The organism is Nocardia sp. CA-136227 (assembly GCF_050955695.1).
Lineage (GTDB): Bacteria > Actinomycetota > Actinomycetes > Mycobacteriales > Mycobacteriaceae > Nocardia.
The window spans coordinates 2,349,620-2,374,116 of the sequence record NZ_CP192081.1; the positions used below are offsets into that span (position 1 = coordinate 2,349,620).

Here is a 24,497-nt window from a genome sequence, read left to right on the forward strand (position 1 = left end):
GAGACCCGGCGTCGGGCGTTCGACCATCGGAAAGGTTCAGCAATGTTCGCAATGACCAGGCAAACGGTGGCCCGGGCCGTATTCGCCGGTGCGATCGCGGTGGCTCCGGTCACCGCCGTGACCGTCCCGACCCAGGCCGATGTGGTCGTCAACTACGCCCCCACCCCTGTCGATCAGCACGGGGACCACAGCCAGGAGAGTAAGCGCTTCCTGTTCCCTCCGGGCTGGGGAATCCCTCCGGGATGGTTCAAGCATCTACTGCCGTTCGAGTTCTTCGATTGGTTCGATTGGGACTAGTCGGAGCGCTCGATACGACCACCGGCGCCGACACTCCCCGGCAGATCCGCCGTCATCGTCCGCTACCTACGCGACAGTCGCCCGCTGACAGCACTGGCCCCCACCATGACCGATAGTGCCTGAAGGCAGCGCTCTGTCGAATGTCGTCGGTGCGGCTGACTAGTGTTTGTCGCCGTGGCCGCAACTGACGCGGATGTGGGGATCATGAACTCCAAAGTCCCTGGCGCAGAACATGGCTCACGGTCGGTTGTGTGTGAGGAACGGGGTTCGGGTCGTGGAGTTGGCACGTGGTGCAAATGCGCTCGTGGCCGCGTCGGCGGTGTCGCTGGTCCTGCAGTGGGATGGCGGACGGGAAGTCGACCCGCACGCCCTGCTGCTGGCCGGGTCGGGGAAGATCCGATCCGACGCTGATTTTGTGTTCTTCAACGCACCACAGCATCCGTCCGGTGCCGTGGTGCTGGATCAGGTGATGGCCGGGCGAGCCGGGCTGGCGGTGAACCTGAACGCGATCGAATCCGGTGTGGATCGTGTCGTGATCGCGGGATCCGTAGCACAAGGGTCGTTCCAGGACGTTCCAGCGCTGGTACTCAGCGTGTTGGGAACCGGAGGCCGACTATTCGAGTATCGGGTGTCGAGCCCGGAAGCCGTGCAGGCCATGGTGTTCGGCGAATTCTATCGCCGGGACGGCGGCTGGAAGTTCCGTGCGGTCGGACAAGGATGGTCGAGCGGATTGCGCGGACTCGCCGAGGAATTCGGCGTCTCGGTGGACGACGACGAGACACCCGCACAGATCGTCGCACCCGGTTGGTATGTGGCGCCGGACGGCACAGGGCAATTGCAGTGGTGGGATGGGACGGCTTGGACGGCCGACCGTCGACCGCGGCATCCACAACAGGAACCGGCGATCTGCGAGCGGTGCGGGCGTCCGCGGGCAGTGCACCGAGTCGGTGGCGCACCCCGGAGCCGGAGCTTCGGCCAATCAGCCGCGCAGCCAACGGTTGTCGCGTCGCCGTGTCAATGGTGTCAGCGTGAGGTTCAGCATCTGATGGACACCTGGCGAGGTCAGGCGTGGCAGGTGCTGATCGAGGACGGTCCCGGCGGTTCACGGTGGGACGACCTGTGGGTGATGCTCCAGTTCCACATGGTCAGCGAGGCCACCGGACGCGAAGCTCTGCGGTCGTTGGCCATTGCACATCTGGAACGGATGGTCGCCTTCGCCTTCGCCGACAACCAGATCGACCAGGAGGAACTGGACGACTTCGAACGGACTGTCTCCGAGTTGCAGGCCGCTACCGATCTGTCCGCGGCGGGATCGCTCATTCACGGTCTGCGTCAACGGATGGTCCGTGGCCGGTCACTCACCGAGGTCCGGGCCGGAGATCTTCCCCGGCTGAGCCGTCCCGAGCTGCATCTCGCGATGGACGAGTTGCTGCACGTCGACGTCGACGCGACACAGATACGAATGCTGGCCAGCGGTCCGAAGCACACCACCGGCCGCCTGCTCGGCAGCAGCAGCAAGCTGCGGTTCATCGGTGCCGGGACGGGATCCGAACTCGCCTGGGCCAAGATCGTGGCTGTTCGGCACGAATACGACACGGTGGTGATCGATGCGACGACGGCCCGGGGTGGTGGCAGCTACCGGGTACGGGATGCCGAGTACGTCGCAGCGGTCCTCGAGGGTGCGCTACGCATCGCGAAGCGTCTCGTGCTCGCGCCTGGACAACGGGACTCCCGCGCGATCCCACAGGAGATGAAGTCGCGAGTCTGGCAGCGTGACGGCGGGAAGTGTGTCGAGTGCGGCGCTCAGGAGTACCTCGAGTTCGACCATGTCATCCCCTGGAGCCGAGGCGGTGCGACCAGCATCGACAACCTCCAGATCCTGTGCCGCGGCTGCAACCTGGCCAAGGGCGCGCGAATGTGATCCGCACTCATTCGATCGAGGCCCGCCGTCGCGGACCGTGACCGGCACCTCGGTTCTCACAGGTGTGGCGGCCGCGGTGTCTTCCTCGCCGGGATATCGCGGGTGAAGGCTGCCTCGGCTGTGGCCTGCAGTTCCGGGGGCACGTCGGGTGCGGTGTCCGCGATGGCCCCCAGGGCGGCCGTTGTATCGCGTCCCAGCCCGAGGCACGAGCGTTCGATGCCGGCCTGTGCGTCCGCGAGGGCACGCTCGAATCGGAATCGCAGTTCTGCGTCGGTCGGTTTGTCGGAACTCGATCTCATGGCCGCGCCGGGGAAATTTCGCGCAGTAGGTCGCGGCAGAGGCGGTCGGCTCGGCGGGTGGTTTCGGGCTGGCGGAACTCCGGGGTCAGGGCCAGGACCTGGGTACAGGCGGTGTCCAGGTCGATGAGGTGGCCTACCGAGACGAAGACCGGCTTCACGCCGGTGCGGGTGCGGAGGGCTCGGCCTACCGGGTCGCCGTCGATGGTGATGACGGAGGACGAGCCCCGGTCGGGGCCCGGTTCCTCGTAGTCGCCCCAGGCGTTCTTGGCGACGCCGAGGGTGGGTATGCCGGTCAGCAGGCCCAGGTGGCAGGCGAAGCCGAAGCGGCGGGGGTGGGCCAGGCCCTGGGAGTCGCAGATGATCAGATCCGGTGTGGTGGTGAGGGTTTCGAGGGCTGCGACGGTGGTGGGGAGTTCGCGGAAGGCGAGTAGGCCGGGGACATAGGGAAATGTCGTGGTGCCGCGGGCGGTGGCGGTTTCTACGGTGTCGAGGGTGGTTGCGTCGAGAATCACGATGGCGGCGGCCACATTTCCGTGGTCGTCGTAGGCGGAATCGAGGCCGGCAACCGTCCGGAACCGCGGTGGCCGGGGGTTCGCGGGAATCACCGCGTTGCGTAGCCGATCTTGAAGTGCCACTGCCTGTTCCGGTGTGGACGGCCAGTCGCCGGGATTCGCTACCTTCACTTCTCGGAGCGTAAACCTTCGCGTCGATTGCAACGAATATGAACTGTAGGTCCCGGCCGCTTCCGAGTCCCGCTTCCGGCGCGGGTACCGTTGTCGCCGCCGTCACAGGGCGACCGGTATTCGAGCCTCGGTAAGCTCGGAGCCGGTAAGGGTGACGAATCAGTGGAAAGTAGGCAGCCGATCGTGAGCAGTGCCATCGCATTGGGGATGCCGGCCGCACCGGCGGCCGTCCTCGCACCACGGCGCAAGACGCGCCAGCTGATGGTGGGCAATGTCGGAGTGGGGAGCGAGTTCCCCGTCTCGGTTCAGTCGATGACCACCACCAAAACCCATGACATCAACGCCACCCTGCAGCAGATCGCCGAGCTGACCGCCTCCGGCTGCGACATCGTGCGCGTCGCCTGCCCGCGTCAGGAGGACGCGGACGCCCTGGCGACCATCGCCAAGAAGTCGCAGATCCCTGTGATCGCCGACATCCATTTCCAGCCGCGCTACATCTTCGCCGCCATCGACGCCGGCTGTGCCGCGGTGCGCGTCAACCCCGGCAACATCAAGGAGTTCGACGGCCGCGTCAAGGAGGTCGCCAAGGCGGCCGGTGACGCGGGCATCCCGCTGCGCATCGGCGTCAACGCCGGTTCGCTGGACAAGCGGCTGCTCGAGAAGTACGGCAAGGCCACCCCCGAGGCGCTGGTCGAGTCCGCGCTGTGGGAGGCGAGCCTGTTCGAGGAGCACGGCTTCGGCGACATCAAGATCTCGGTCAAGCACAACGACCCGGTGATCATGGTCGAGGCCTACCGCCAGCTCGCCGCCCAGTGCGACTACCCGCTGCACCTGGGCGTGACCGAGGCCGGTCCGGCGTTCCAGGGCACCATCAAGTCCGCCGTCGCCTTCGGCGCGCTGCTCAGCGAGGGCATCGGCGACACCATCCGGGTCTCGCTCTCGGCCCCGCCGGCCGAGGAGATCAAGGTCGGCTCGCAGATCCTGCAGTCGCTGAACCTGCGCCCGCGCAAGCTGGAGATCGTCTCCTGCCCGTCCTGCGGTCGCGCCCAGGTCGACGTCTACACCCTCGCCAACGCGGTCTCCGCGGGCCTCGAGGGCATGGAGGTCCCGCTGCGCGTGGCGGTCATGGGCTGCGTCGTGAACGGCCCCGGCGAGGCCCGTGAGGCCGACCTGGGTGTCGCCTCCGGCAACGGCAAGGGCCAGATCTTCGTCAAGGGCGAGGTCATCAAGACCGTGCCCGAGCACCTGATCGTCGAGACCCTCATCGAAGAGGCCCTGCGCATCGCCGAGGAGATGGGCGACGAGGCAGGTTCCGGCGCCCCGGTGGTCACCGCGAGCTGACCCACCCCGATCGACACGGCCCGGCTCGCGCGACAATCGCGCGGGACCGGGCCGTCGCCGTCTCCGATCCCCCTGGGCGCGTGATATTTTCGCTGGTCGCCGGGCGGCTGGTGGCAATCTTGCGGCGCGGGGCGGGAAGTTCTGGCAGGCTGTGAGCGTGCGGAGTGTGCTGGAGCCGACTCGCCGGGGCCGGACATCCGGGGCCCGTCAGCTCGCGAACCGCGACCTGACGCAGGTTCTGCGTGTGCTCGACACCGATCCCGTGGCGACCTGCATGGTGGCCGCGCGCCTGCAGGAGTTCGGGCTGGATCAGCGCGGCGTCTACGGCGAACTGTGGACCCGGGGCGGACCGGGGGACTCCCTGTGCTTCTCGGGGGCGAATCTGGTGCCGCTGCGCGGCGGCCGCGAGGATCTGCGCGCGTTCGCGGAGAAGGCGATCAAGAACCCGCGGCTGTGCTCGTCGGTGGTGGGGCGGCGCGAGCTGACGCTGCCGCTGTGGGAGTTGCTGGCCGGGCACTGGGGGCCGCCGCGGGAGCTGCGCGCGGATCAGCCGCTGCTCGCGCTGGATCGGCCCGCGGGCATCGCCCCGGATTTGCGGGTGCGCCGGGTGCGGCCCGAGGAGATCGACCGGTACCTGGTGGCCGCGATCGCCATGTTCACCGAGGAGATCGGCGTCGACCCGCGCACCGGGGACGGCGGACGCAGTTATCGCCGCCGGGTGGCGGGGCTCATCGAATCCGGCCGGGCCTGGGCGCGTTTCGAGGACGGTGAGGTCGTCTTCAAGGCGGAGGTCGGCGCGTTGTCGCGACGCACCGGGCAGATTCAGGGCGTCTGGGTCCATCCGGACAAACGCGGCGAAGGGTACGGAACCTCCGGCACCGCCGCCGTGGCCAATGTGGTGGTGTCCTCCGGGCGCACGGCCAGCCTGTATGTCAACTGCTACAACGAGGTTGCGCGGCGCGCCTACGCGAAGGTCGGTTTCCGGCAGATCGCCACATTCGCGACAGTGCTGCTGGATTGACCGAATTTCGCGTGATATCGGCGTGAAATCCGTTCCGGTGCAGTGTGTCGCACCGGTTTGCCAGTAGTTGGCTCTTAGCATCGGATCCGATGTCAACTCGGGTCTTCTCCACGCTGATCGCCGCCGCGGTCGCGGTCGCCGCGGCCGGCTGCTCCTCGGGTCCCCAGGGTCCCGCCCAGGCCGCCGAGGCCTTCGTCTCCGACTTCGCCGACCACGATGTGGACGCGGCCGCCGACCGCACCAGCCAGCCCGAAAAGGCCCGCGCCGCACTCGGTTCGGCGTGGGACCAGCTGCAGGCGGAGAAGCTGGTGGCGACCACCGGCGCGGCGCGGATCACCGGCGACACCGCCATCGTCGACTACACCTACGAATGGCATCTGCCCAAGGATCGCGTCTGGACCTACCAGGGCCAGTTGCAGATGGGCCGCGCCGGCGGCCAATGGCAGGTGCGCTGGTCGGCCGCCGACATCCACCCCCAGCTGGGCAATACCCAGACGCTGCAACTGCGTTCGAACCCGGCGCCGCGGGCCCGGGTGAACGAACGCTCCGGCGGGGACGTGCTGGTGCCGGGCGCGCTGTTCCGGGTGCAGTTCAAACCGTCCGCTTCGTCCGATCCGAACGGCGTCAGTATCGCGCTCGCGAATGCGTTGCGCCGCTTCGACGAGAAGATCGACGCCGCCACGCTGCTGCGGACCGCGCGCCGCGCCGACGGCCCCTACACCGTCGCCCAGCTCTCGGAATGGGAGTTCGGCGAGGTCGATTCGGTCCTCATGGGCCTGTCCGGGGTCACCTTCAACAAGGAATTCGACCTGGTCCCCACCGACCGCCACTTCGCCCCGGATCTCATGACCCAGATCCGCAAGACCGTCATCGACGAGGTGGACGGCAAGGCGGGCTGGAGCGTGGTGACCGTCAACGCCAACGGCGCCGACACCGACGTGCTCGAGGAGGTGGATCCGCAGACCTCCCCGTCCTTCTCGCTCAGCGTCGACCGCTACGTCCAGAACGCCGCGCAGCACGCGGTGGACGTCCGCAAGGAACAGGCCATGATGGTCGTGGTGCAGCCCTCGACGGGCGCGATCCTGGCGGTCGCCCAGAACGAGGCGGCCGACAAGGACGGTCCGGTGGCCGCGACCGGTCTGTACCCGCCCGGTTCGACGTTCAAGACGGTGACCGCCGCCGCGGCCATGACCGCGGGCCACGCCACTCCCGACACCGTGGTCCCGTGCCCGAGCCAGATCGTGGTGGGGGAGCGCACGATTCCGAACTACGACCTGTTCAGTGTCGGCAGCGTGGCCATGGCGACCGCCTACGAACGGTCCTGCAACACGTCCTTCGCCAAGCTCGCCTCCGAACTCGAGGGCGAGGATCTGCGCACGGCCGCCGCCGCGCTCGGCCTCGGCCTGGACTACACGATCGCGGGCCTGCCGACGGCCTCGGGTTCGGTGCCCGCCGACGACGATCTGGTGCAGCGCGCCGAGGACGGCATCGGGCAGGGCAAGGTGCTGGCCAGCCCGTTCGGGATGGCGCTGGTGGCGGCGACGGTAGCGCACGGTTCGGCGCCGACGCCGTATCTGATCGCGGGTCATCAGACCCAGGTGTCGGGGGACCGGCCGCAGTTGAAGCCGGAGGTGATCGACGGCCTGCGGTTGATGATGCGCAAGGTGGTGCTCGGCGGTACGGCCGAGCGCATCGTCGATCAGGGTGAGGTGTACGGGAAGACCGGTGAGGCCGAGGTGGACGGCGGTTCGCATTCGTGGTTCATCGGATACCGCGGTGATCTGGCCTGGGCCACCCTGGTGGTGCGAGGCGGCAGCTCCGACAACGCCGTGGCGGTGACCCGCGATATGGTCGCGGCCCTGCCTGAGGGGTATTGAGGCCTATCGAGGAGGGGTCTCTGAGCACTCGGGGGTGAAGTCAGCGTCCGGTGTAGCGGCCGTCGACCTTCACGCATGCGGCGGACTGGATCTCACCGACATTGTCGGTCACGAATCGCTGGTCGGCGAGGGTCCGGACGGGTGGTCCCTCGACGGATCCGTCACCGAGCATCTCGGTGACACCGGCGCCCGCGAGAATCATGCCCGCGGTGGTGACTAGCAAAAGGGCCGAGCGCTTCATATCCCGCTCCCTTGTTTTGGGATGAGTAAGGAGACCCGAACGGTGTGAATTCGGTGATCCGGTCCTCGATTAGGAGTTGGCTGAGTGTTTGCCGATGTATGAAACGGTAATCGGTGACGTATGCCGGGGCAAGGCGTAAATGTGCTGCCGCACTCCGCTTGCGGCGGAGAACGGCAGTTCGCGGCCGCTATCCGACCGTAAAGTTCACTTTCAGTTCGTGCGCTGCAGGGTGGCTGCCAGATGGTGCGTGAGAGGTTGCTCGACAGCTGCCATGCGCAAGGAGTAGTCGAGAGTGTCGCCTGTGACGGAAATGGTCCGGCCCAGCGCGGTCACCGACTTCGCACTGCTGCTCATCCCGATCGAGGTGGAGTCGAGTTCCAGGCGCAGCTCGCCGTCCTCGCGGACCAGCCGGCCCTCGCAGATCTCGGTGATGCCGGTGGGGTGGGCCAGGATCAGTTCGATCCGGTCGTCGGGCAGCGCGCGCAGATAGCCGGTCTCACTGTGCATGGGACGGCTGCCGTCGGCGGCGCGGGTGCGCTGCCGGTAGGTCAGGAAGGGGCGGCCGACATGGCCGAAGTGCACTTCCTCCAGGTACTCGAACGAGTCGATGGTCGGGTATTCGCCGCGGCCGCGGCCGCGCCACGTGCCCAGCAGCGGGGCCAGGTGGGCGACATCGGGGTGGGGCGCGACGGCGGTTTCGGGTTCGAGCACGGCGGACAGCTTAATCCGCTCGCCGCGCCCCGGCAGGAGGTCGGGGCGTCCGCGCGCCGACTTTCCCGGTAAGGGGTATTGATCATTGGCGGCTGGCGCGGCGGTAGCCGAGGCCCGCCGGGATCGCGAACACCACGATCAACCCGACCGACCACGCCACAGTCCGCAGCAACGGTCCCGCGACCGGACCGCCCTCGGCGAGCGCTCGCATGGTGTCGACGGCCACCGACATGGGCTGGTGCTCCACCACCGGCTGAATCCACTTCGGGTAGGCCGCCAGCGGCACGAACCCGGTGCTGAAGAACATGAGCAGCGACGACAGCAGCGCCACCGCCTCGACCAGCGTGGCCTTGGCGGTGAACACGGCGATGGCGGTGACCATGGTGGCGAAGGCCAGCCCGAACAGCACCGGGATCCACAGGAACGCGAACGCCTGCCAGGGCCCTTGCCGGAAGCGGAAGCCGAGCGCCATGCCGAAGCAGATGATGACGACGGTCCCCGCGAAGATCCGGCAGCCCTCGGCGATGATCCGCGCCGCCAGTCCGGAGGCGCGGTGCACGGGCAGCACCCAGAAGCGGGCCAGGATCCCGGCCTCGCGTTCGCGGCCGAGCATGATGCCGCTGGCCACCGTGCCCGACAGCGCGCCGACCAGCGTCACCATGGGCGTGGACCCGTAGAGGGCGCTGCGGCCGGAGAACCTCTCGATCTGCGACCCCACCACGATGTCGAGCATGAGCAGCAGCAGGCACGGCACGATGAGGGTTTCGAGCAGGGTGATCGGGTCGCGCATCCACCGCACCAGCAGCCGCTGGGTCTGAATCCAGGTGTGGCGCAACAGGGCCGGTGCGGAACCCTCGCGGAAGCGGAGGAGGTCGGCGGTGTCGGGGCGTTCGAGAGTGGTCATCACGACCTCTTCAGGTTCTGCTGGTAAATGAAGTAGCAGGCCAGCGCGATGGTGCCCACGAGCCACAGCAGCACGGGGGTCATCAGCGACCAGGTGACCGCGTGCGCCTTGCCGCCGGGGTCGCCGCCGAGCGCGCGCAGCCCTTCGGCGTACTGCGAGACGGGCTGGTTGCGGACGAAACCCTGTACCCAGTGCGGGAATTGGCGGGCGGGGGCCAGGCCGGTGGAGAGCATGCCGAGGATGAGCGGTGGCAGCACCAGCATCTGGCTGGTGGCCTCGGGGCTACGGGTGTAGGTGCCGATGGCGTCCGCGCCGAGGCAGAACGTGATGCCGATGACCATGCCGAGCGCCAGGAAGCCGAGGGTGTGCCCGGCGCCGGCGGCGAAGCGGAAGCCGATCACATGGGTGCTGATCACGGCCGCGACGAGTCCGACGGCGAGTCGGAACACGTTGGCGGACATGCGCGCCGCAGCGGGCACCAGCGGGTGCATGGGCATGGCGTCGAAGCGCCGGTCGAGTCCGGAGACGGCGTCGGTGGCGGCGCGGAAGGCGGCGGAGACGGCGGTGAACGCGCAGGCCTGCAGGATCACGATGGGCGCCATGAACTGCGCGTAGCTGCTGAATCCCAGGCCGGCGAAGGACATCACGCGGTTGAGCGGGATGTAGAAGCTGGCGGTGAAGGTGACGGGTGCGGCGATGGCGGTGATGATCTCGCCGGTCTTGACCGAGGGGACGATGAGCCGCACGGTGAGCACCCACCATTGGGCGAGGGTGCCCGGGGTGGCGCGGACGTCGGTGAGCCAGCCGGTGGTGGCGGGCGCGGTGGTGGTGGTCATGCGCGGGTCCGATCGCCGTCGGCGCGGTGGCGCCCCTCGCCGTTTCGGAAGCGCACCGAGGGGGAGTCCTCCTCGGGTTCCTCGGTTTTGGCCATGTGCCCGGTGAGTTCGAGGAACACGTCGTCGAGGGAGGGCCGCCGCAGCGCGATGTCGACGAGTTCGAGTCCGGCCGCGTCGAGGCGGCGCAGGGCTTCGGCGAGGGTTTTCGCGCCTTCGGGCGCCGGGATGGCGAGCCGGTCCGAGTCCCCGGTCAGGGCTTCGCGATTGGCGGCGGGGAGCAGGTCGCCGAGGGTGCTGATCAGGGCGGGCATGTCCTCCAGGCGCAGGGGGACGATCTCGCAGTAGCTGCCGCCGGTGCGGGCCTTGAGTTGGTCGGCGGTGCCGTCGGCGATGACCAGGCCCTGGTCGATGACGATGATGCGGTCGCAGAGCGCGTCGGCTTCCTCGAGGTACTGGGTGGTGAGCAGCGTGGTGATGCCGTGTTTGCGGAAGCCGCCCACGAGGTCCCAGACGCCTTGGCGGCTGCGCGGGTCGAGGCCGGTGGTGGGTTCGTCGAGGAACACCACTTCTGGCCGGACGACCAGTCCGCAAGCGATGTCGATGCGCCGCCGCATACCGCCGGAGTAGGTGCCGACCCGCCGTCCGGCGGCCTGGGTGAGGTCGAATTCCTCGACGAGTTCGTCGGCGCGGGCGCGGGCCGCGCGTTTGCGCAGGCCCATGAGGCGGCCGAACATGACCAGGTTCTCGTATCCGGACAGAGCGTCGTCGAGGGCGGCGAACTGACCGGTCAGCATGATGGATCGGCGGACCGCCGCCGCGTCGGTGACCACGTCGTGCCCGGCGACCTGCGCCCGCCCGGCGTCGGGAGAGATGAGGGTGGACAGGATATTGACCATGGTGGTCTTGCCCGCGCCGTTGGGCCCGAGGATGCCCAGGACCTCGCCGGGCGCGGCCTTGAAGGTGACGCCGCGCAGGGCCTGGACCGCGCCGAAGGATTTCACGACGCCCTCGACGACCACCCCGTCGGAGGAGGTGTCGGTCAGGTCGGTGGTCTCGGCTCTGCCGGTGTCGGTGTTCACGGTGTCTCTCCCTGGGGTGCGTCGAGATTCCGGGTCCAGTGGGTGTCGAGGATCCGGGCGATGGCCGCGAGCGCGTGCGGTGCGGTGAGTTCGTCGTGGCTGACGTCGATGTCGTGGTTGGTGATGGTGCCGGTGATCCAGGGCCGCCAGCCTTCGGGGCCGAAGATGTCGGAGGTGTGCACGGTGGCGCTGAAATACAGCGCGTCGCCGTGGTAGACGGGCCGCTGGTAGCCGGTCCGGGTGGCGGCGGAGGCGTTGTAGGAGGCGGCCATCCGTTCCAGGGTGGTGGCGTCGACCAGGTCGACTCCGCCCATGCGGTCGCGGATCATGGCGGCGGCCTGGGTGGCGGTGGTGTCGGCGGGGATGTCGGTGATGCCGAAGACGGACCCGAAGGTCGCGACGAAGGAACCGGCGGTGAGCTTGTCGATGCTGTCACCGTCGATATCGGTGCTGTCCGCGTCGAGTAGGGCCAGGGTGCCGACCTCGTCTCCGGTTGCCTCGAGCTGGGCGGCGACGGCGTGCGCGATCAGGCCGCCGAATGACCATCCGAGCAGATGATAAGGCCCGTTCGGTTGGAGTCTGCGAATTTCGGCCACGTAGCGTTCGGCGAAGTCGCTGATGCTGCGGGCGTGCGGTTCGCCGGAAAGGTCCGGTGCCTGCAGGCCGTAGATCGGCCGTCCGGGGGCCAGGGCCTCGGCGAATCCGAGGTAGGTCCAGGCGATGCCGGACGAGGGATGGATGCAGAACAGCGGTGGCGCGTCGCCGCCGGGCCGGATGGGCAGCACCACGTCCAGGCCGAGTCCGGGACCGGCTTCGGCGCGCGAGGCGGCCAGTGCGGCGGCCGCCTGCTGCTCACGCAGTTCGGCCATGTGCTTGCGTTCGGCCTCGGCCGCGAATTCGGCGGCGGGTGAGGTGGCGAAGTACGCCGCGGCGGCGAGCGCGTCGGTCCACAGGTGGGCCAGCATGGTGATCTCGTGCCGGGGCAGCAGGGTCTGCGGGAAGGTGAAGCTGGCCTGCAACCGGTCGCCGGCCACCACCGCGTTGATCTCGATCTCGGCGGTGACGGGCACGTCGCCGTGTTCGGTGGTGCGCAGGTCGCCGAATTCGTCGGTGGGCAGCCAGCCGAGGTCCTCGAGCCCGGCCGGGATGTCGGCGGTGGCGTAGCGGCCGAGGTAGTTGAAGCCGATGCGGCCGGGCAGCCGGTGCGGCAGGGCCGCGGCGGTCTCGGGGTTGAGGTAGCGCAGCAGGCCGTAGCCGATGCCCTTGTCCGGCACGGCCATCAGCTGGTGTTTGACGGCCCGGATGGCCTCGCCCATGGCGGGTCCGCCCGCGAAGGCGTCCCGGATCGGGATGTGGGACAGGGCGAGTCGCACCGGGTAGATGGTGGTGAACCAGCCGAGGGTGCGTGACAGGTCCGCGCCCGGCACGATCTCCTGCTGCCGTCCGTGTCCTTCGAGCCGGACCAGTACGGCCTCGGACGGGTCCATGCGCCAGCGCATGACGGCCAGGGCGAGCGCGGCGAGCAGGGTGTCCTCGACGGTGCCGTCGAAGAGTCCGGGCAGGGTGGTGAGCAGGGTGTCGGTGACCTCGGCGTCGAGTTCGATCTCCACGGCGCGCACCGTGGGGACCCGGTCGACGGCCGGGTCCAGTTCGCGCGGCCCGATCGGCGGGTCGGGGGTGGCGGTCACCTCGCGCCAGTAATCCAGTTCGGCCGTGCGGGTGTCGCGTCGCGCGGCCTCCTCGAGGGCGTGCGCCCAGCGGCGCAGCGAGGTGCCGGTCTCGGGCAGGATCGGGGTGGTGTCGCCGCTGATCTGCGCCCAGGCCGCGATGAGGTCGGGGATGAGGATGCGCCAGGAGACGCCGTCGGTGACGAGGTGGTGGGCGACCAGGATGAGGCGGCCGCGCCGGTGGGCGGGACTGCCGGGCGCGGGGTCGAGCCACACCAGTTGCAGCACGGTGCCGGTGGCGGGGTCGAGGCGGCCGAGCGCGGAACCGGTTTCGGTGATGGCGTATTCGCGCAGGTCGACCGTGTCGGCGGTATCGAATTCGATGCGGTACAGCAGGGCGTCGACATCGACCGAGCCCGGTTCCCCGATGCTCATCCGCCACTCGCCGTCCTCCGGCGCGAGCCGGGCGCGCAACGCGTCGTGATGGTCGACGACGGCGGTGACGGTGGCGACGAGTTGTTCGCGGCTGATCCCCTGCGGCAGTTCCAGGACCGCGGTCTGCGCGAATCGCCGGTGGTCGCCGCCGCGTTCGAGCATCCAGCGCACGATCGGGGTGAGCGGCAGGTCGCCGACGCCGCCGCCGGGCAGTTCCTCGAGCACGACGGTGTCGCCTCCGGCCGCGGCGAGTGCGGCCAGCGCGGCGACGGTGCGGTGTTCGAAGATCTGCAACGGTGTCAGTTCGATGCCGCGCAGTTTGGCGCGCGACACCAGCTGGATGGCGAGGATGCTGTCGCCGCCGAGGGCGAAGAACGAGTCGTGCACGCCGACCTTGTCGCGGCCCAGCAGTTCGGCGATGATCTCGGCGAGCGCGGTCTCCAGATCGCCGCTGGGCGCGCGGTATTCGGTCTCGGCCTCGAACACCGGCGCGGGCAGCGCCCGCCGGTCGAGCTTGCCGACCGCGTTGAGCGGGATGGCGTCGAGCACCACGAAGGCCGAGGGCACCATGTAGCCGGGCAGCCGGTCGGCGGCGTGGGCGCGCAGGTCGGCGAGGTCGATCTCGCGGCCGGGTTCGGGCAGCAGGTAGGCGGCCAGGGCGGTGGCCCCGCCGGGGCCGGGAACGCCGAGGGTGACGGCGAATTCGACATTGTCGGCGGCGGACAGCGCGGCGTCGATCTCGCCGAGTTCGATGCGCTGTCCGCGCACCTTCACCTGGAAGTCGGTGCGTCCCAGGTATTCCAGGCGCGGTTCGTCGAGGTAGCCGGTCCAGCGCACGAGATCGCCGGTGCGGTAGAGGCGTTCGCCGGGCCGCCCGTAGGGGTCGGCGACGAAGCGGGCGGCGGTGAGGCCGGGGCGATCGTGGTAGCCGCGGGCCAGCGCGTGCCCGGCCAGGTACAGCTCGCCGGCGACGCCCATGGGGACCGGCCGCAGCCGGTCGTCGAGGACGAGGGTGGCCGCGCCCCGGATCGGCGCGCCGATGGTAACGGGCTGCCCCACCACCAGCGGCTCGGAAGCCGTTGCCCAGATGGTGAATTCGGTGGGCCCGTACAGGTTGATCAGGGTGCGCCCGGTGGCCCAGCGCGCCACCAGGTCGGGTCCGATGGCCTCGCCCGCCACGGCCAGCACCCGCACGCTGGACACGGCGTCCGGGTCGAGGGTCGCCAGCGCCGACGGTGTGATGACCAGGTGGGTGACCCCTTGGGTGGCGATGAGTTCGGTGAGCGGTTCGCCGCCGAACACGTCGGGCGGGGCCACGATGGCGGTGCCGCCGGAGCCGAAGGCCATGAGCGCCTCGAAGGCGGAGGCGTCGAAACTCGGTGAGGCGACCTGGAGGACGCGGCAGTGCTCGCCCAGCGCCAGCAGTTCCCGTTGGGCGCGCACCAGATCGGCGATGCCGCGATGCGACACGGACACGCCCTTGGGTGTGCCGGTCGACCCGGAGGTGTAGATCAGCCACGCGGGCTGGTCCGGGTAGCTGCGCCTGGCGCGAACCCGTCCGCCGCCGAGCGGGATTCGCACGCTGGAGGCGGCGGGGTCGTCGAGTACCAGCCAGCCGATCCGGTCGGGCAGCGCCTCCCGGTGCGCGCTGGTGGTGAGCCCGAGCAGCGCGCCCGAGTCGGCGAGCATGTGGTCGATGCGGTCGAGGGGGTGGCGCGGGTCGATGGGCAGGAACGCGGCCCCGGCCTTGGCGCACGCCCAGATCGCGGTGAGGAGTTCCGCGCCGCGCGAGAGGGCCAGCGCCACAACGGTTTCCGAGCCCGCGCCGGCGGCGGAGAGCTGCATGGCCAGCCGCTGCGAGGCGGTGTCGAGTTCGCGGTAGGACACCGCGCGCCCGTCGGCGATGACGGCCGGGCACAGCCGGTGCGCGGTGGCGGCGGCCCGGAAGACCTCGGCCAGGGTGGTGATTCCGCTGGTCCGGGGCCCGCGCACCGGGACCAGGGCGGCGCGTTCGGCGAGGTCGAGCAGTTCGATGTCGGAGAGCCGGACGCCCGGGTCGGCGGTGACGGCGGTGAGGACGCGCCGCCACCGGGTGACCAGCCGCGAGGCGGTGGTCTCGTCGAACAGGTCGGTGGCGAAGGTGAGGGTGCCATCGAGCCCGGATTCGTCGTAGCCGGGCAGTGGGGCGCGCAGGTCGAAGGTCAGGTCGAACTGGGAGGCGTCGCGTTCGATGGGTTCGACCTCGACCCGCAGGCCCGGGAATTCCACGGTGGGCGGTTCGAAGTTCTGCAGTGACAGCGAGACCTGGAACAGCGGGTGCTGGGCCGTGGATCGCGGCGGGTCCAGGACCTGTACGAGTCGTTCGAACGGCACGTCGCCGTGCGCGAAGGCGTCCAGGTCGGCGGTCCGGACCTGCGCCAGGAAGTCCCGGAATCCCAGTGCCGGGTCGACCGGGGTGCGCAGCGCGAGGGTGTTGACGAACATGCCGACCAGATCGTCGAGGGCGGCCTCGCCGCGGCCGGCCACCGCGGTGCCGATGAGCACGTCCGGGGTTCCGGCCAGTCGCGACAGCAGCACCGCCAGCGAGGCGTGCAGCACCATGAACAGGCTGGTGTCGGTGGCCGCCGCCAAGGCGGTGAGCGCTTCGTGGGTTCCGGCGTCGATGCGGAATTCGAGGTCGCGGCTGTGCAGGCTCTGCACCGCGGGCCGCGGCCGGTCGGTGGGCAGTTCCAGCACGTCCGGTGTCGAGGCGAGGCGTTCCTTCCAGAACCGGACCTGGTGTGCGGCACGGGATTCGGGGTCGTTCTCGTCGCCGAGCAGTTCGCGCTGCCAGATCGAGTAGTCGGCGTACTGCACGGGCAGCGACGGCCGTTGGGGTTCCGCGCCGTGGGTGCGGGCGAGGTAGGCGGTGACCAGGTCGGTGGCGAGCGGCGCCATGGAGGCCCCGTCCGCGCTGATGTGGTGGACCACCAGCACCACCACGTGTTCGGTGGGTTCGCCGGGGCGTGGGGTGAGGCGCAGGACGTGTACGCGCAGTGGGGCTTCGCGGGTGAGATCGAAACCGGTCCCGGTGTTCTCGGCGATGGCGGCGTGCAGGTCGGGGCCGTCGTCGGTGTCGGCGAAGCTGATCTCGGGGGCCGCGGCGTCGGCGCTGAGCACCACTTGGCGGGGGCCGTCGGCGTCGGCGGGATAGATGGTGCGCAGTGATTCGTGCCGGGTCACCACGTCGGCGACCGCGCGGCGGAGCGCGTCGACGTCGAGGTCGCCGGTCAGGCGCAAGGCCGCGGTGATGTTGTAGGCGGCCGAGTTCGGGTCGAGCCGGTTGAGGACCCACATGCGTTGCTGGGCCGGGGACAACGGGATCCGGTCCGGCCGGATGCGCGGGGCCAGGGTCGGCAGGCCGGGGAGTTCCGCGCCCGGCACGATGCGTGAGGACAGTTGCGCGACGGTGGGCGCGTCGAACAGGTCGCGCAGCGCGACGGTCGCGCCGAGGGCGGCGTTGACCCGGGCCACCACGCGGGTGGCGGTGAGGGAGTTGCCGCCCAGTTCGAAGAAGGACCGGTCGATGCTGACCTGGTCGGTGTCGAGGACGTCGGCGAACACCTGGGCGACGGCGGTCTCGACGGCGGTGCGCGGGGCGAGGTACTGCTGGTCGACGGTCGCGAAATCCGGTGTGGGCAGGGCGTTCCGGTCCAGTTTGCCGACGGGCGTGAGCGGCACGTCGTCGAGTTCGATGAGGTAGCTGGGCACCATGTAGCCGGGCAGCGCCGCGGCGATGCGGGTGCGCAGCAGTTCGGTGTCGAGGCGCTGTCCGGGGGCGGCGACCACGTAGGAGACCAGGACGGTCTGGCCGCCGGGTCCCGGGCAGCCGAGGGTGGCGGCGTAGTCGACCTGCTCGTCGGCGGCCAGCACGGCGTCGATCTCGCCGAGTTCGATGCGCAGGCCGCGGATCTTGACCTGGAAGTCGCTGCGCCCCAGGTATTCCAGTTCCAGCTGGGTGCCGTCGGCGGTCTTGACCTCCACCCAGCGCACCATGTCGCCGGTGCGGTACATGCGCGCGCCGGGCGCGGTGAAGGGGTTGGCGACGAAGCGGGCCGCGGTGAGCCCGAACCGGTTGAAGTAGCCGCGGGCCAGTGCCGGTCCGGCCAGATACAGTTCGCCGGTCACGCCGAGCGGCACCGGCCGCAGCCAGCTGTCGAGCACCAGGGTGGCGGCGCCGCGCACGGGGGCGCCGATGGTGATCGGTTCGCCGGGCCGCAGTTCGCCGGGTCCGGTCGCCCACACGCTGAATTCGGTGGGCCCGTATAGGTTCACCATGCGCCGCCCGGTCGACCAGGCCGCGACCAGTTCGGGTCCGGCGGCCTCCCCGGCGACCGACAGGCAGCTCAGGTTGTCGAGTCCGGCGGGGTTCATGGTGGCCAGCACGGACGGCGTGATGACCGCGTGCGTGACCCCTTCGGTGCGCAGCAGTTCCTCGAGGGCGTCGCCGCCGTAGACGTCGGGCGGCGAGATGACCAGCCGTCCGCCCGCGCCGTGCGCCATGAGCAGTTCGTGCACCGAGGCGTCGAAGCTGGGCGAGGCCACCTGCAGGGTGCTGGAGTTCTGGTCCAGATCGAGCAGACTCTGCTGGGAGGCCGCGAGATTGGCGAGTCCGCGGTGGCTGAGCAGTACGGCCTTCGGTTTGCCGGTGGAGCCGGAGGTGTAGATGAGGTACGCGGTCTGGGCGAGGTTGATGGGCCCGCCGCGTTCGTCGTCGGTGATGTGCGCGTCGGAGACGGTCATGACGCGCCGGATGGTGTTGAGGTCGTCGAGCAGCAGCCAGTCGATGCTGCCGGGCAGGGTCTCGCCGACCGAGCACACGGTGACGCCGATGGGCGCGCGCGAGTCGGTGAGAATGTGCTCGATGCGTTCGACCGGATAGTTGGGGTCCAGCGGCAGGAACGCCGCGCCGGTCTTGGCCAGCGCCCACACCGCGACCACCGATTCCACCGATCGGGTCAGGGCCAGCACCACGAAGGTCTCGCGACCGACCCCGCGCCGCAGCAGGACTCGCGCGAACCGGTTGGACCAGGCGTCGAGGTCGCGGTAGGTCATGGTCATGCTGCCGGAGCTGATCGCGACGCCCTCGGGGTTGGCGCGCGCGCCCGCGGCGAGGATGTCGGGCAGGGTGCGCAGCGGCGTGGGCGTGCCGCCGCGGACCGGCACCAGCTGCGCCCGCTCCAGCGGGTCGCAGTGCTGCAGCTGCGCGGTGCGGCGTTCGGGGTGTTCGGCGATCTGGTCGAGCAGCAGCAGGAACCGGTCGAGCAGTCGCCGCGCGGACGCCTCGGGCAGTTCGTCGGCCATGAATTTGACGGTGATGCGCAGGCTTTCGCTGCCGTCGGCGGCGCGCTGCGGGATCACCATGAGGTTCAGGGGGTAGGGGGTGGCGTCGGTGCCGGACACGTCCAGGATTCGCATGCCCGCGATATCCAGTGCCCGCGAGAGGGTTTCGCGGTCGATGGGGTAGGACTCGAACACGGTGAGGGTGTCGAACAACTCCGGCAGCCCGACCGCCCGGTGGATGGCGGCCAGCCCGACGTGCTGATGGTCCAGCAGCCGCGCCTGCTCGGTCTGCACCCGCGCCAGCAGATCGCCCACCCGCTCACCGGGATCCAGCCGCACCCGCACCGGCAGGGTGTTGATGAACAGCCCCACCATCTCCTCGACGCCGTTGAGCTGCGGCGGGCGTCCCGAGACGGTGCCGCCGAAGACCACGTCGGTGCGCCCGGTGAGCATGGCCAGCAGCAGCGCCCACCCGGCCTGCACCGCGGTGTTCACCGTGGCCCCGGCGGCGCGCACGGTCTCGGTGAGCTGTTCGAGTTTCGCGGTGCCGAAATCGGCGGAGACCATGCCGGATTCGGCGGAGGTGATGCCCGCCAGTGTGGGAATGGCCCGGGTGGGGGAGTCGACCCCGGCCAGCGCCTCGGTCCAGGCGGCCAGCGAGGCGGCGTCGTCCTGTTCGCCGAGCCAGGTCAGGAATTCGCGATAGGAGTGGGCGGGGGTCTGCGGGATCTCGTGCCCGGTGACCGCGGCCAGATAGCCCGCGAGGAGTTCGCGCACCACCAGCGGCGTGGACCAGCCGTCCAGCGCCAGATGGTGATTGGTCATCAGCAGCGTGTACGCCTCGGCGTCGGTGCGGATGAGGCTGAAGCGCAGCAGCGGCGGCCGGGCGAGGTCGAAGCGGGTGCCCGCGTCCACGGCGATCAGGCGGGCCAGTTCCCGCTGCCGTTCGGCCGGCTCGGCGATGCCGGTGAGATCGATTTCCTGCCAGGGGATCTCGGCCTGGCCGAGCACCAGCTGCCGGGGCCCGTCGGGGGTCTCGACGTAGGCGACGCGCAGCACCTCGTGCCGGTCCAGCAGGGCCGCGGCGGCGGTGCGCAGCCGCCCGGAGTCGACGCGCCCGGCCAGATTCAGCTGGGTCTGCACGGTGTAGCCGTCGGCGGTGTCGGTGTCGTAGCGGGCGTGGAAGAGCAGGCCGTACTGCAACGGCGACAGCGGCCAGACCTCGGTGAGGTCCGGATATTCGCGTTCCCAGGCGTCGATCTGCGCCTGCTCGACGGCCACCAGCGGGAAGTCCGAGGGCGTGTGCCCGCCTGACCCGGCGTGCCGGGCGTGGGTGACCAGCGCGGTCACCGCCAGTCCCCACAGCCGCGCCAATTCCTCCACCTGTTCGGCGGACAGCACCCGCGACGCGTAGGCCCAGGTCACCTCGAGACCGGCGGCGGTGTGGAAGGCATTGATGTCGATGACGGCGGCCAGCGGCGCGGCGTCGTCCTGGGTGGCGGCGAATCGGACCGGCACCCACGGGGTTTCCGCGCCGCCGGGATGCTCCACGCCCGCGCCGGTGCGCCCGAGATAGTTGAAGCTGATCTGCGGCGTGGGCGCGCCCTCGAGGTCGGCCGCGGTCGCGGCGTCGAGCCAGCGCAGCATGCCGAAACCGACACCCTTGTCGGGGATGGCCCGCAGTTGTTCCTTGACCGCCTTGAGCGCCGCGCCCGCCGCCGGCCCGCCGTGGAAGGCGTCGTCGAGATCGAGTTCGCCCAGGTCGAGCGCGACGGGGAACACGCTGGTGAACCAGCCGATGGTGCGGGAGATGTCCGCGCCCGGCAGCACCGCTTCCTCGCGGCCGTGGCCCTCGACGGTGAGCAGGGTCCGCTGTGTCTGCCGCAGCTGACCCGAGGCGAGGGCGAGTGCGGTCAGCAGCGCGTCCTCGAGTCCGCAGTGGAACCGCGCCGGAATGAGTTCCTGTGCGGCCGTGGCGGTATCGGGGTCGATGACGGTGCGCAGCTGACCCATGGTGGCCACGGTGTCGAGCTCGGGATCCAGGGCGCGGGTGCCCAGCCGCGGGTCCGGCGCGGTGAGGACCTCACGCCAGAAGGGGAGTTCGGTGGCGCGGGCGGGGGCCTGTTCCGACTGCCCGTGCGCCCAGCGCCGGAAGGAGGTGCCGACGGGTGCGAGGGCGCCGCCCGCCCAGGCGGTGGCCAGGTCCGGCAGCAGGATGCGCCACGAGACGCCGTCGGTGACCAGGTGGTGCAGCACCACCCACAGCAGGGGCAGGGCCTCGCCGCGGTCGATGAACACGAACCGGGCCACCACCCCGGCCGACGGGTCGAGCAGGTCGGCGGCACGCTGCAATTCGTCCTCGCCGTCGCTGTCGGGTTCGGCGGTGACGGTGTCGATGAGGGCTCCGGCCTCCACCATGCCGGGCTCGCCGACCCGCCACACCCAGGGGTGCTCGCCGGTGCCGGGCTCGTGGGTGAGGGTGCTGCGCAGTAGGTCGTGGCGGTCGATCAAAGCTTGGACGGCCGTGGTGAGCGTGGACCGATCGATGTCGTGCGGCAGTGGAATCAGTACGGCCTGTGCGAATCTCGGCCAGGTGTCGCCGTGCTCGAGCATGTCGTGCACGATCGGGGTCAGGGTCACCGGGCCCACCGCCCCGCCGGGCAGCTCCTCGACGACCGGCGCGGTCACGGCGGTGGCGACGGCGGCCAGCGCGGCGACGGTCTTGTGCTCGAACACATCCCGGGCCCGCAGCCCCAGCCCGGCGGCCTTGGCGCGGGCGACCAGCTGGATGGCCACGATGCTGTCGCCGCCGAGGGCGAAGAAATTGTCGTCGGCCGATACCGATTCCACGCCCAGTACGGATTCGAACACCGTGGCCAGCGCCCGTTCGGCGTCGGTGGAGGGTGCGCGTCCGGCCCGCGGCCCGGATCCGAAGTCGGGCGCGGGCAGCGCCCGCCGGTCCACCTTGCCCGCGGGGGTCAGCGGCAGCGTGTGCAGCACCATCACCACCGACGGCACCATGTGCGCCGGAAGCTGCTGGGCGACGGTTGTTTTCACGTCCTCGGGCGCGACCACCGAGTCGGCCGCCAGCACGTACGACACCAGCGCGGTCGCCCCGCCGGGCGTGGTCGCGCCGATCGTGACCGCCATCTCGACGCCCGGGTGCCGGGCCACGGCCGCGTCGACCTCGCCGAGTTCGATGCGGAAGCCGCGCACCTTCACCTGGGTGTCGCCGCGGCCCAGGTACTCCAGTTCCCAGCGGCCGGACCGCCGCCGCCAGCGCACCAGGTCGCCGGTGCGATAGATCCGCGCGCCCGGATCGACGGGGCTGGCCACGAACCGCCCGGCGCTGAGCCCGATGCGCTGGTGGTAGCCGCGCGCCAGACCCGCACCGCTCAAATACAGTTCGCCGACCACCCCGGGCGGCACCGGCCGCAGCCACGGGTCGAGGACCAGCGCCCCCACCCCGCGCGACGGCCCGCCGATGGTGATCGCCTCGCCGGGCGTCAGCGGCGCGCTGAGGGTGGCGGTGATGGTCGCCTCGGTCGGCCCGTATCCGTTGATGACGCACCGCCCGGCCCACCGCACCGGCAGCTCCGGCGGACAGGAGTCGCCGCCCACCACCACGGTCCGCAGCCGGGGCAGGGTCCGCGGTTCCAGCGAATTCGCCACCGCCGGAGTCACATTCAGGTGCGTGACCTCGAGCTTGCGCAGCACCCGCGCCAGGTCGTCGCCGGCGTAGGCGGCCGGGGGCACCACGCCCACCGTCGCGCCGACCGCGAACGCGACCAGCAGCTCCTCCACCGAGATGTCGAAGCTGGGGGAGACCGCGTGCGCCACCACGGCGTCGGCGCCGACCCCGAACGCCGCCCCGGACCCGGTCGCCAGATTCGTCAGACCGCGATGGGTGACCGCGACGCCCTTGGGCAGACCGGTCGAGCCGGAAGTGTAGATGAGGTACGCGACCTGGTCCAGGCGCACCGGCGCGGACCGGTCGGCGTCGGTGATCGGCGCGGAATCGGTTGCGGCGATGGTCTTCTCGGTCTCGGGATCGTCGAGGACCAGCCACCGAACCCGGTCCGGCAGCGCGGCCCGCGAGCCCGCCACGGTGACACCGGCGACCACGCCGCTGTCGGTGAGCATGTGCTCGATCCGGTCGATCGGATAGCCGGGATCGACGGGCACGAACGCCGCGCCGGTCGCGGCGACCGCCCACATGGCCAGCACCGACTCGGCGGAGCGGGGAATCGAGATCGCCACGGCGCGTTCGGGTCCCGCGCCCGCGGCGATCAGCACCCGGGCCAGCCGGTGCGCGTACTCGGTGAGCTCGCGATAGGTGAAGGCGGTGCCGTCCACCCGCAGCGCGATGGCCGAGGGGGCCTTCGCCGCGCCCGCCGCCAGGATCTCCGGCAGGGTGTGGGGCCGGCTGCCGTCGCGGCCGCGCGCGGGGGCCAGCGCGGCGCGTTCGGCCTCCGACAGCGCGGTCACCGCGGTCAGCGACTGTTCGATGCCGCCCGCCAGGAAGCGGTGCAGGAAGTCGAGGAACCGGGCGTGCAGCGCCGCGAGTTCGGGTTCGTCGTAGCGGTTGGGGTTGGCCTGGAAGTCGATGTGGGTGGGTTCGCCGCCGGTGCCCGGGTACACGTTGACGAACAGGTCGTCGATCATGCCCGAGGTCAGCACGTGCAGCTGCCCGGTCACCCCGCCGGATTCGCCGGAGTCGGCGGTGCTGAAGCGGATGCGGGTGTTGGCCAGCATGAGGTTGACGGTCGGCCCGAATCCGGCGACCTCGTCCATGGCCCAGCCCAGGTCGCGGAAGATGTCCTCCTGCCGGTACCGCTGGCGCCGCAGCGCCGCGGTCAGCTCACCCTGGGTGGCGCGCAGCAGGTCGCCGACGGTGGCGGTGGGGGACAGCGGCAGCCGCAACGGCACCACATTGGCGACCATGCCGCCGGATCGGCGCAGTGTGGCGGTGGTGCGGCCGGACACCGGCAGGCTCAGCACGATCTCGCCCGCCCCGGTCATGGCTCCCACGTAGGCGGCGAAGGCGGCCACCACCACCGGCGCCGGACTGGTGGACTGCGCGGCGGTCAGCGAATCCAGCAGGGCGGCAGTGTCTTCGGGCAGCGCGCCGCTCAGCAAGCGGGGGTGGGCGTCGACCGCGCCGGTGCGCCGCCCCAGCAGCGCGGGCTCCGGCATCCCCGCCAGGTGCTCGCGCCAGTAGTCGCGGTCGGCCTGCAGCTTGTCCGAATTCCGGTAGGCCGCATCGGCTTCCACGATGCGTTGCAACGGTTCGGCCTTGCCGGCCGGGACCTCCTGTCCGGTGACGATGGCGTTGTAGATCTCCGAGGTGCGCTGCAGCATGGTGAGCGCGCCGACGCCGTCGAGCAGGATGTGGTGGAACCGCGAGTACCAGTACCAGCTGTCCTCGCCCAGCCGCAGCATCACCATGGTGCACAGGCGGTCGCGGGTCAGGTCCAGGGGCGCGGTGTACTCGGCGCGCATCCACTCCTGGGCGGCGGCGCGCGGGTCGGGCGCTCCGCTGCAGTCCACGGTCCGGACGGCGTCGTCGAGGGTGGTGTCGACCAGCTGCCACGGCAGTTCGTCGATCTCGATCAGCCGCAGGTAGCCGGTGCCGAACTCGCGTCCGGCCCGGCGTGCGGCGTCGGCCAGCAGTTCGGCGTCGATCGGCCCGGTCAGCTCCACGTACTGGGCGATCGAGACGGGGGTTTCGCCGGCCAGCTGCTGGGCGAACCAGATGCCACGTTGTGCGGCGGAGAGGGCGAAGGCCGCCGAGGTGTCAGGGGTGGAGGGCAGGGGACTGCTGAAAGCCATACTGCGGAAACCTTCTGCGGGCTGCGGCGGC

At 70.4% G+C, this 24,497-nt stretch carries 12 protein-coding genes; 5 read left to right on the forward strand and 7 right to left on the reverse strand.

Annotated elements, in window-relative coordinates:
• The first annotated feature begins 51 nt into the window (after positions 1–51).
• Both ACQP06_RS10595 and ACQP06_RS10600 read left to right on the forward strand, forming a co-directional pair.
• The gene (locus ACQP06_RS10595) at positions 52–297 is read left to right on the forward strand and encodes a hypothetical protein (RefSeq protein WP_433672050.1); all 246 of its coding nucleotides are present in this window, start codon (positions 52–54) and stop codon (positions 295–297) included.
• 280 nt (positions 298–577) lie between these two features.
• Positions 578–2,218 (forward strand): TerD family protein, encoded by a 1,641-nt coding sequence (locus ACQP06_RS10600; protein ID WP_433672051.1) that lies wholly within the window; start codon positions 578–580, stop codon positions 2,216–2,218.
• Positions 2,219–2,513: 295 nt separating this feature from the next.
• Here the strand turns inward: ACQP06_RS10600 and ACQP06_RS10605 are convergent, their stop codons facing one another.
• Positions 2,514–3,152 carry an endonuclease V gene (locus tag ACQP06_RS10605; protein WP_433672052.1) on the reverse strand — a complete coding sequence of 213 codons (639 nt, stop codon included), beginning with the start codon at positions 3,150–3,152 and terminating at the stop codon, positions 2,514–2,516.
• Positions 3,153–3,407: 255 nt separating this feature from the next.
• Between ACQP06_RS10605 and ispG the strand changes: the two genes are divergently transcribed.
• The 3 genes from ispG (at position 3,408) to ACQP06_RS10620 (ending at position 7,439) form a co-directional block, all read left to right on the forward strand.
• Positions 3,408–4,541, forward strand: a complete 1,134-nt coding sequence (gene ispG, locus ACQP06_RS10610; protein WP_433673285.1) for a flavodoxin-dependent (E)-4-hydroxy-3-methylbut-2-enyl-diphosphate synthase — start codon at positions 3,408–3,410, stop codon at positions 4,539–4,541.
• A gap of 157 nt (positions 4,542–4,698) precedes the next feature.
• Positions 4,699–5,562, forward strand: coding sequence for a GNAT family N-acetyltransferase (locus ACQP06_RS10615; protein WP_433672053.1), 864 nt, complete (start codon positions 4,699–4,701; stop codon positions 5,560–5,562).
• Between the two features lie 89 nt (positions 5,563–5,651).
• Positions 5,652–7,439, forward strand: a complete 1,788-nt coding sequence (locus tag ACQP06_RS10620; protein WP_433672054.1) for a penicillin-binding transpeptidase domain-containing protein — start codon at positions 5,652–5,654, stop codon at positions 7,437–7,439.
• A 40-nt stretch (positions 7,440–7,479) separates the two neighbouring features.
• Here ACQP06_RS10620 and ACQP06_RS10625 read toward each other — a convergent pair whose 3' ends face one another.
• From ACQP06_RS10625 to ACQP06_RS10650, 6 genes are all read right to left on the reverse strand, one after another.
• Positions 7,480–7,680, reverse strand: a complete 201-nt coding sequence (locus ACQP06_RS10625) for a hypothetical protein (RefSeq protein WP_357092784.1) — start codon at positions 7,678–7,680, stop codon at positions 7,480–7,482.
• Positions 7,681–7,890: 210 nt separating this feature from the next.
• The gene (locus ACQP06_RS10630; RefSeq protein ID WP_433673286.1) at positions 7,891–8,400 is read right to left on the reverse strand and encodes a peroxynitrite isomerase; all 510 of its coding nucleotides are present in this window, start codon (positions 8,398–8,400) and stop codon (positions 7,891–7,893) included.
• Between the two features lie 73 nt (positions 8,401–8,473).
• Entirely contained in the window at positions 8,474–9,295 is an 822-nt protein-coding gene (locus ACQP06_RS10635; protein ID WP_433672055.1) for an ABC transporter permease, read from the reverse strand.
• Positions 9,295–10,131 carry an antibiotic transporter gene (locus tag ACQP06_RS10640; protein WP_433672056.1) on the reverse strand — a complete coding sequence of 279 codons (837 nt, stop codon included), beginning with the start codon at positions 10,129–10,131 and terminating at the stop codon, positions 9,295–9,297. Before ACQP06_RS10640 ends, ACQP06_RS10635 begins: the two co-directional genes overlap by 1 nt.
• The gene (locus ACQP06_RS10645) at positions 10,128–11,210 is read right to left on the reverse strand and encodes an ATP-binding cassette domain-containing protein (RefSeq protein WP_433672057.1); all 1,083 of its coding nucleotides are present in this window, start codon (positions 11,208–11,210) and stop codon (positions 10,128–10,130) included. Before ACQP06_RS10645 ends, ACQP06_RS10640 begins: the two co-directional genes overlap by 4 nt.
• Positions 11,207–24,466 carry an amino acid adenylation domain-containing protein gene (locus ACQP06_RS10650; protein WP_433672058.1) on the reverse strand — a complete coding sequence of 4,420 codons (13,260 nt, stop codon included), beginning with the start codon at positions 24,464–24,466 and terminating at the stop codon, positions 11,207–11,209. Before ACQP06_RS10650 ends, ACQP06_RS10645 begins: the two co-directional genes overlap by 4 nt.
• Between the last annotated feature and the right edge of the window lie 31 nt (positions 24,467–24,497).

Bases quoted from the DNA above. Each gene is read 5' to 3' on its own strand.
- ACQP06_RS10595 (WP_433672050.1), top strand. From the start codon at position 52: ATGACCAGGCAAACGGTGGCCCGGGCCGTATTCGCCGGTGCGATCGCG.
- ispG (WP_433673285.1), top strand. From the start codon at position 3,408: ATGCCGGCCGCACCGGCGGCCGTCCTCGCACCACGGCGCAAGACGCGC.
- ACQP06_RS10620 (WP_433672054.1), top strand. From the start codon at position 5,652: ATGTCAACTCGGGTCTTCTCCACGCTGATCGCCGCCGCGGTCGCGGTC.
- ACQP06_RS10625 (WP_357092784.1), bottom strand. From the start codon at position 7,680: ATGAAGCGCTCGGCCCTTTTGCTAGTCACCACCGCGGGCATGATTCTC.
- ACQP06_RS10635 (WP_433672055.1), bottom strand. From the start codon at position 9,295: ATGACCACTCTCGAACGCCCCGACACCGCCGACCTCCTCCGCTTCCGC.
- ACQP06_RS10640 (WP_433672056.1), bottom strand. From the start codon at position 10,131: ATGACCACCACCACCGCGCCCGCCACCACCGGCTGGCTCACCGACGTC.
- ACQP06_RS10650 (WP_433672058.1), bottom strand. From the start codon at position 24,466: ATGGCTTTCAGCAGTCCCCTGCCCTCCACCCCTGACACCTCGGCGGCC.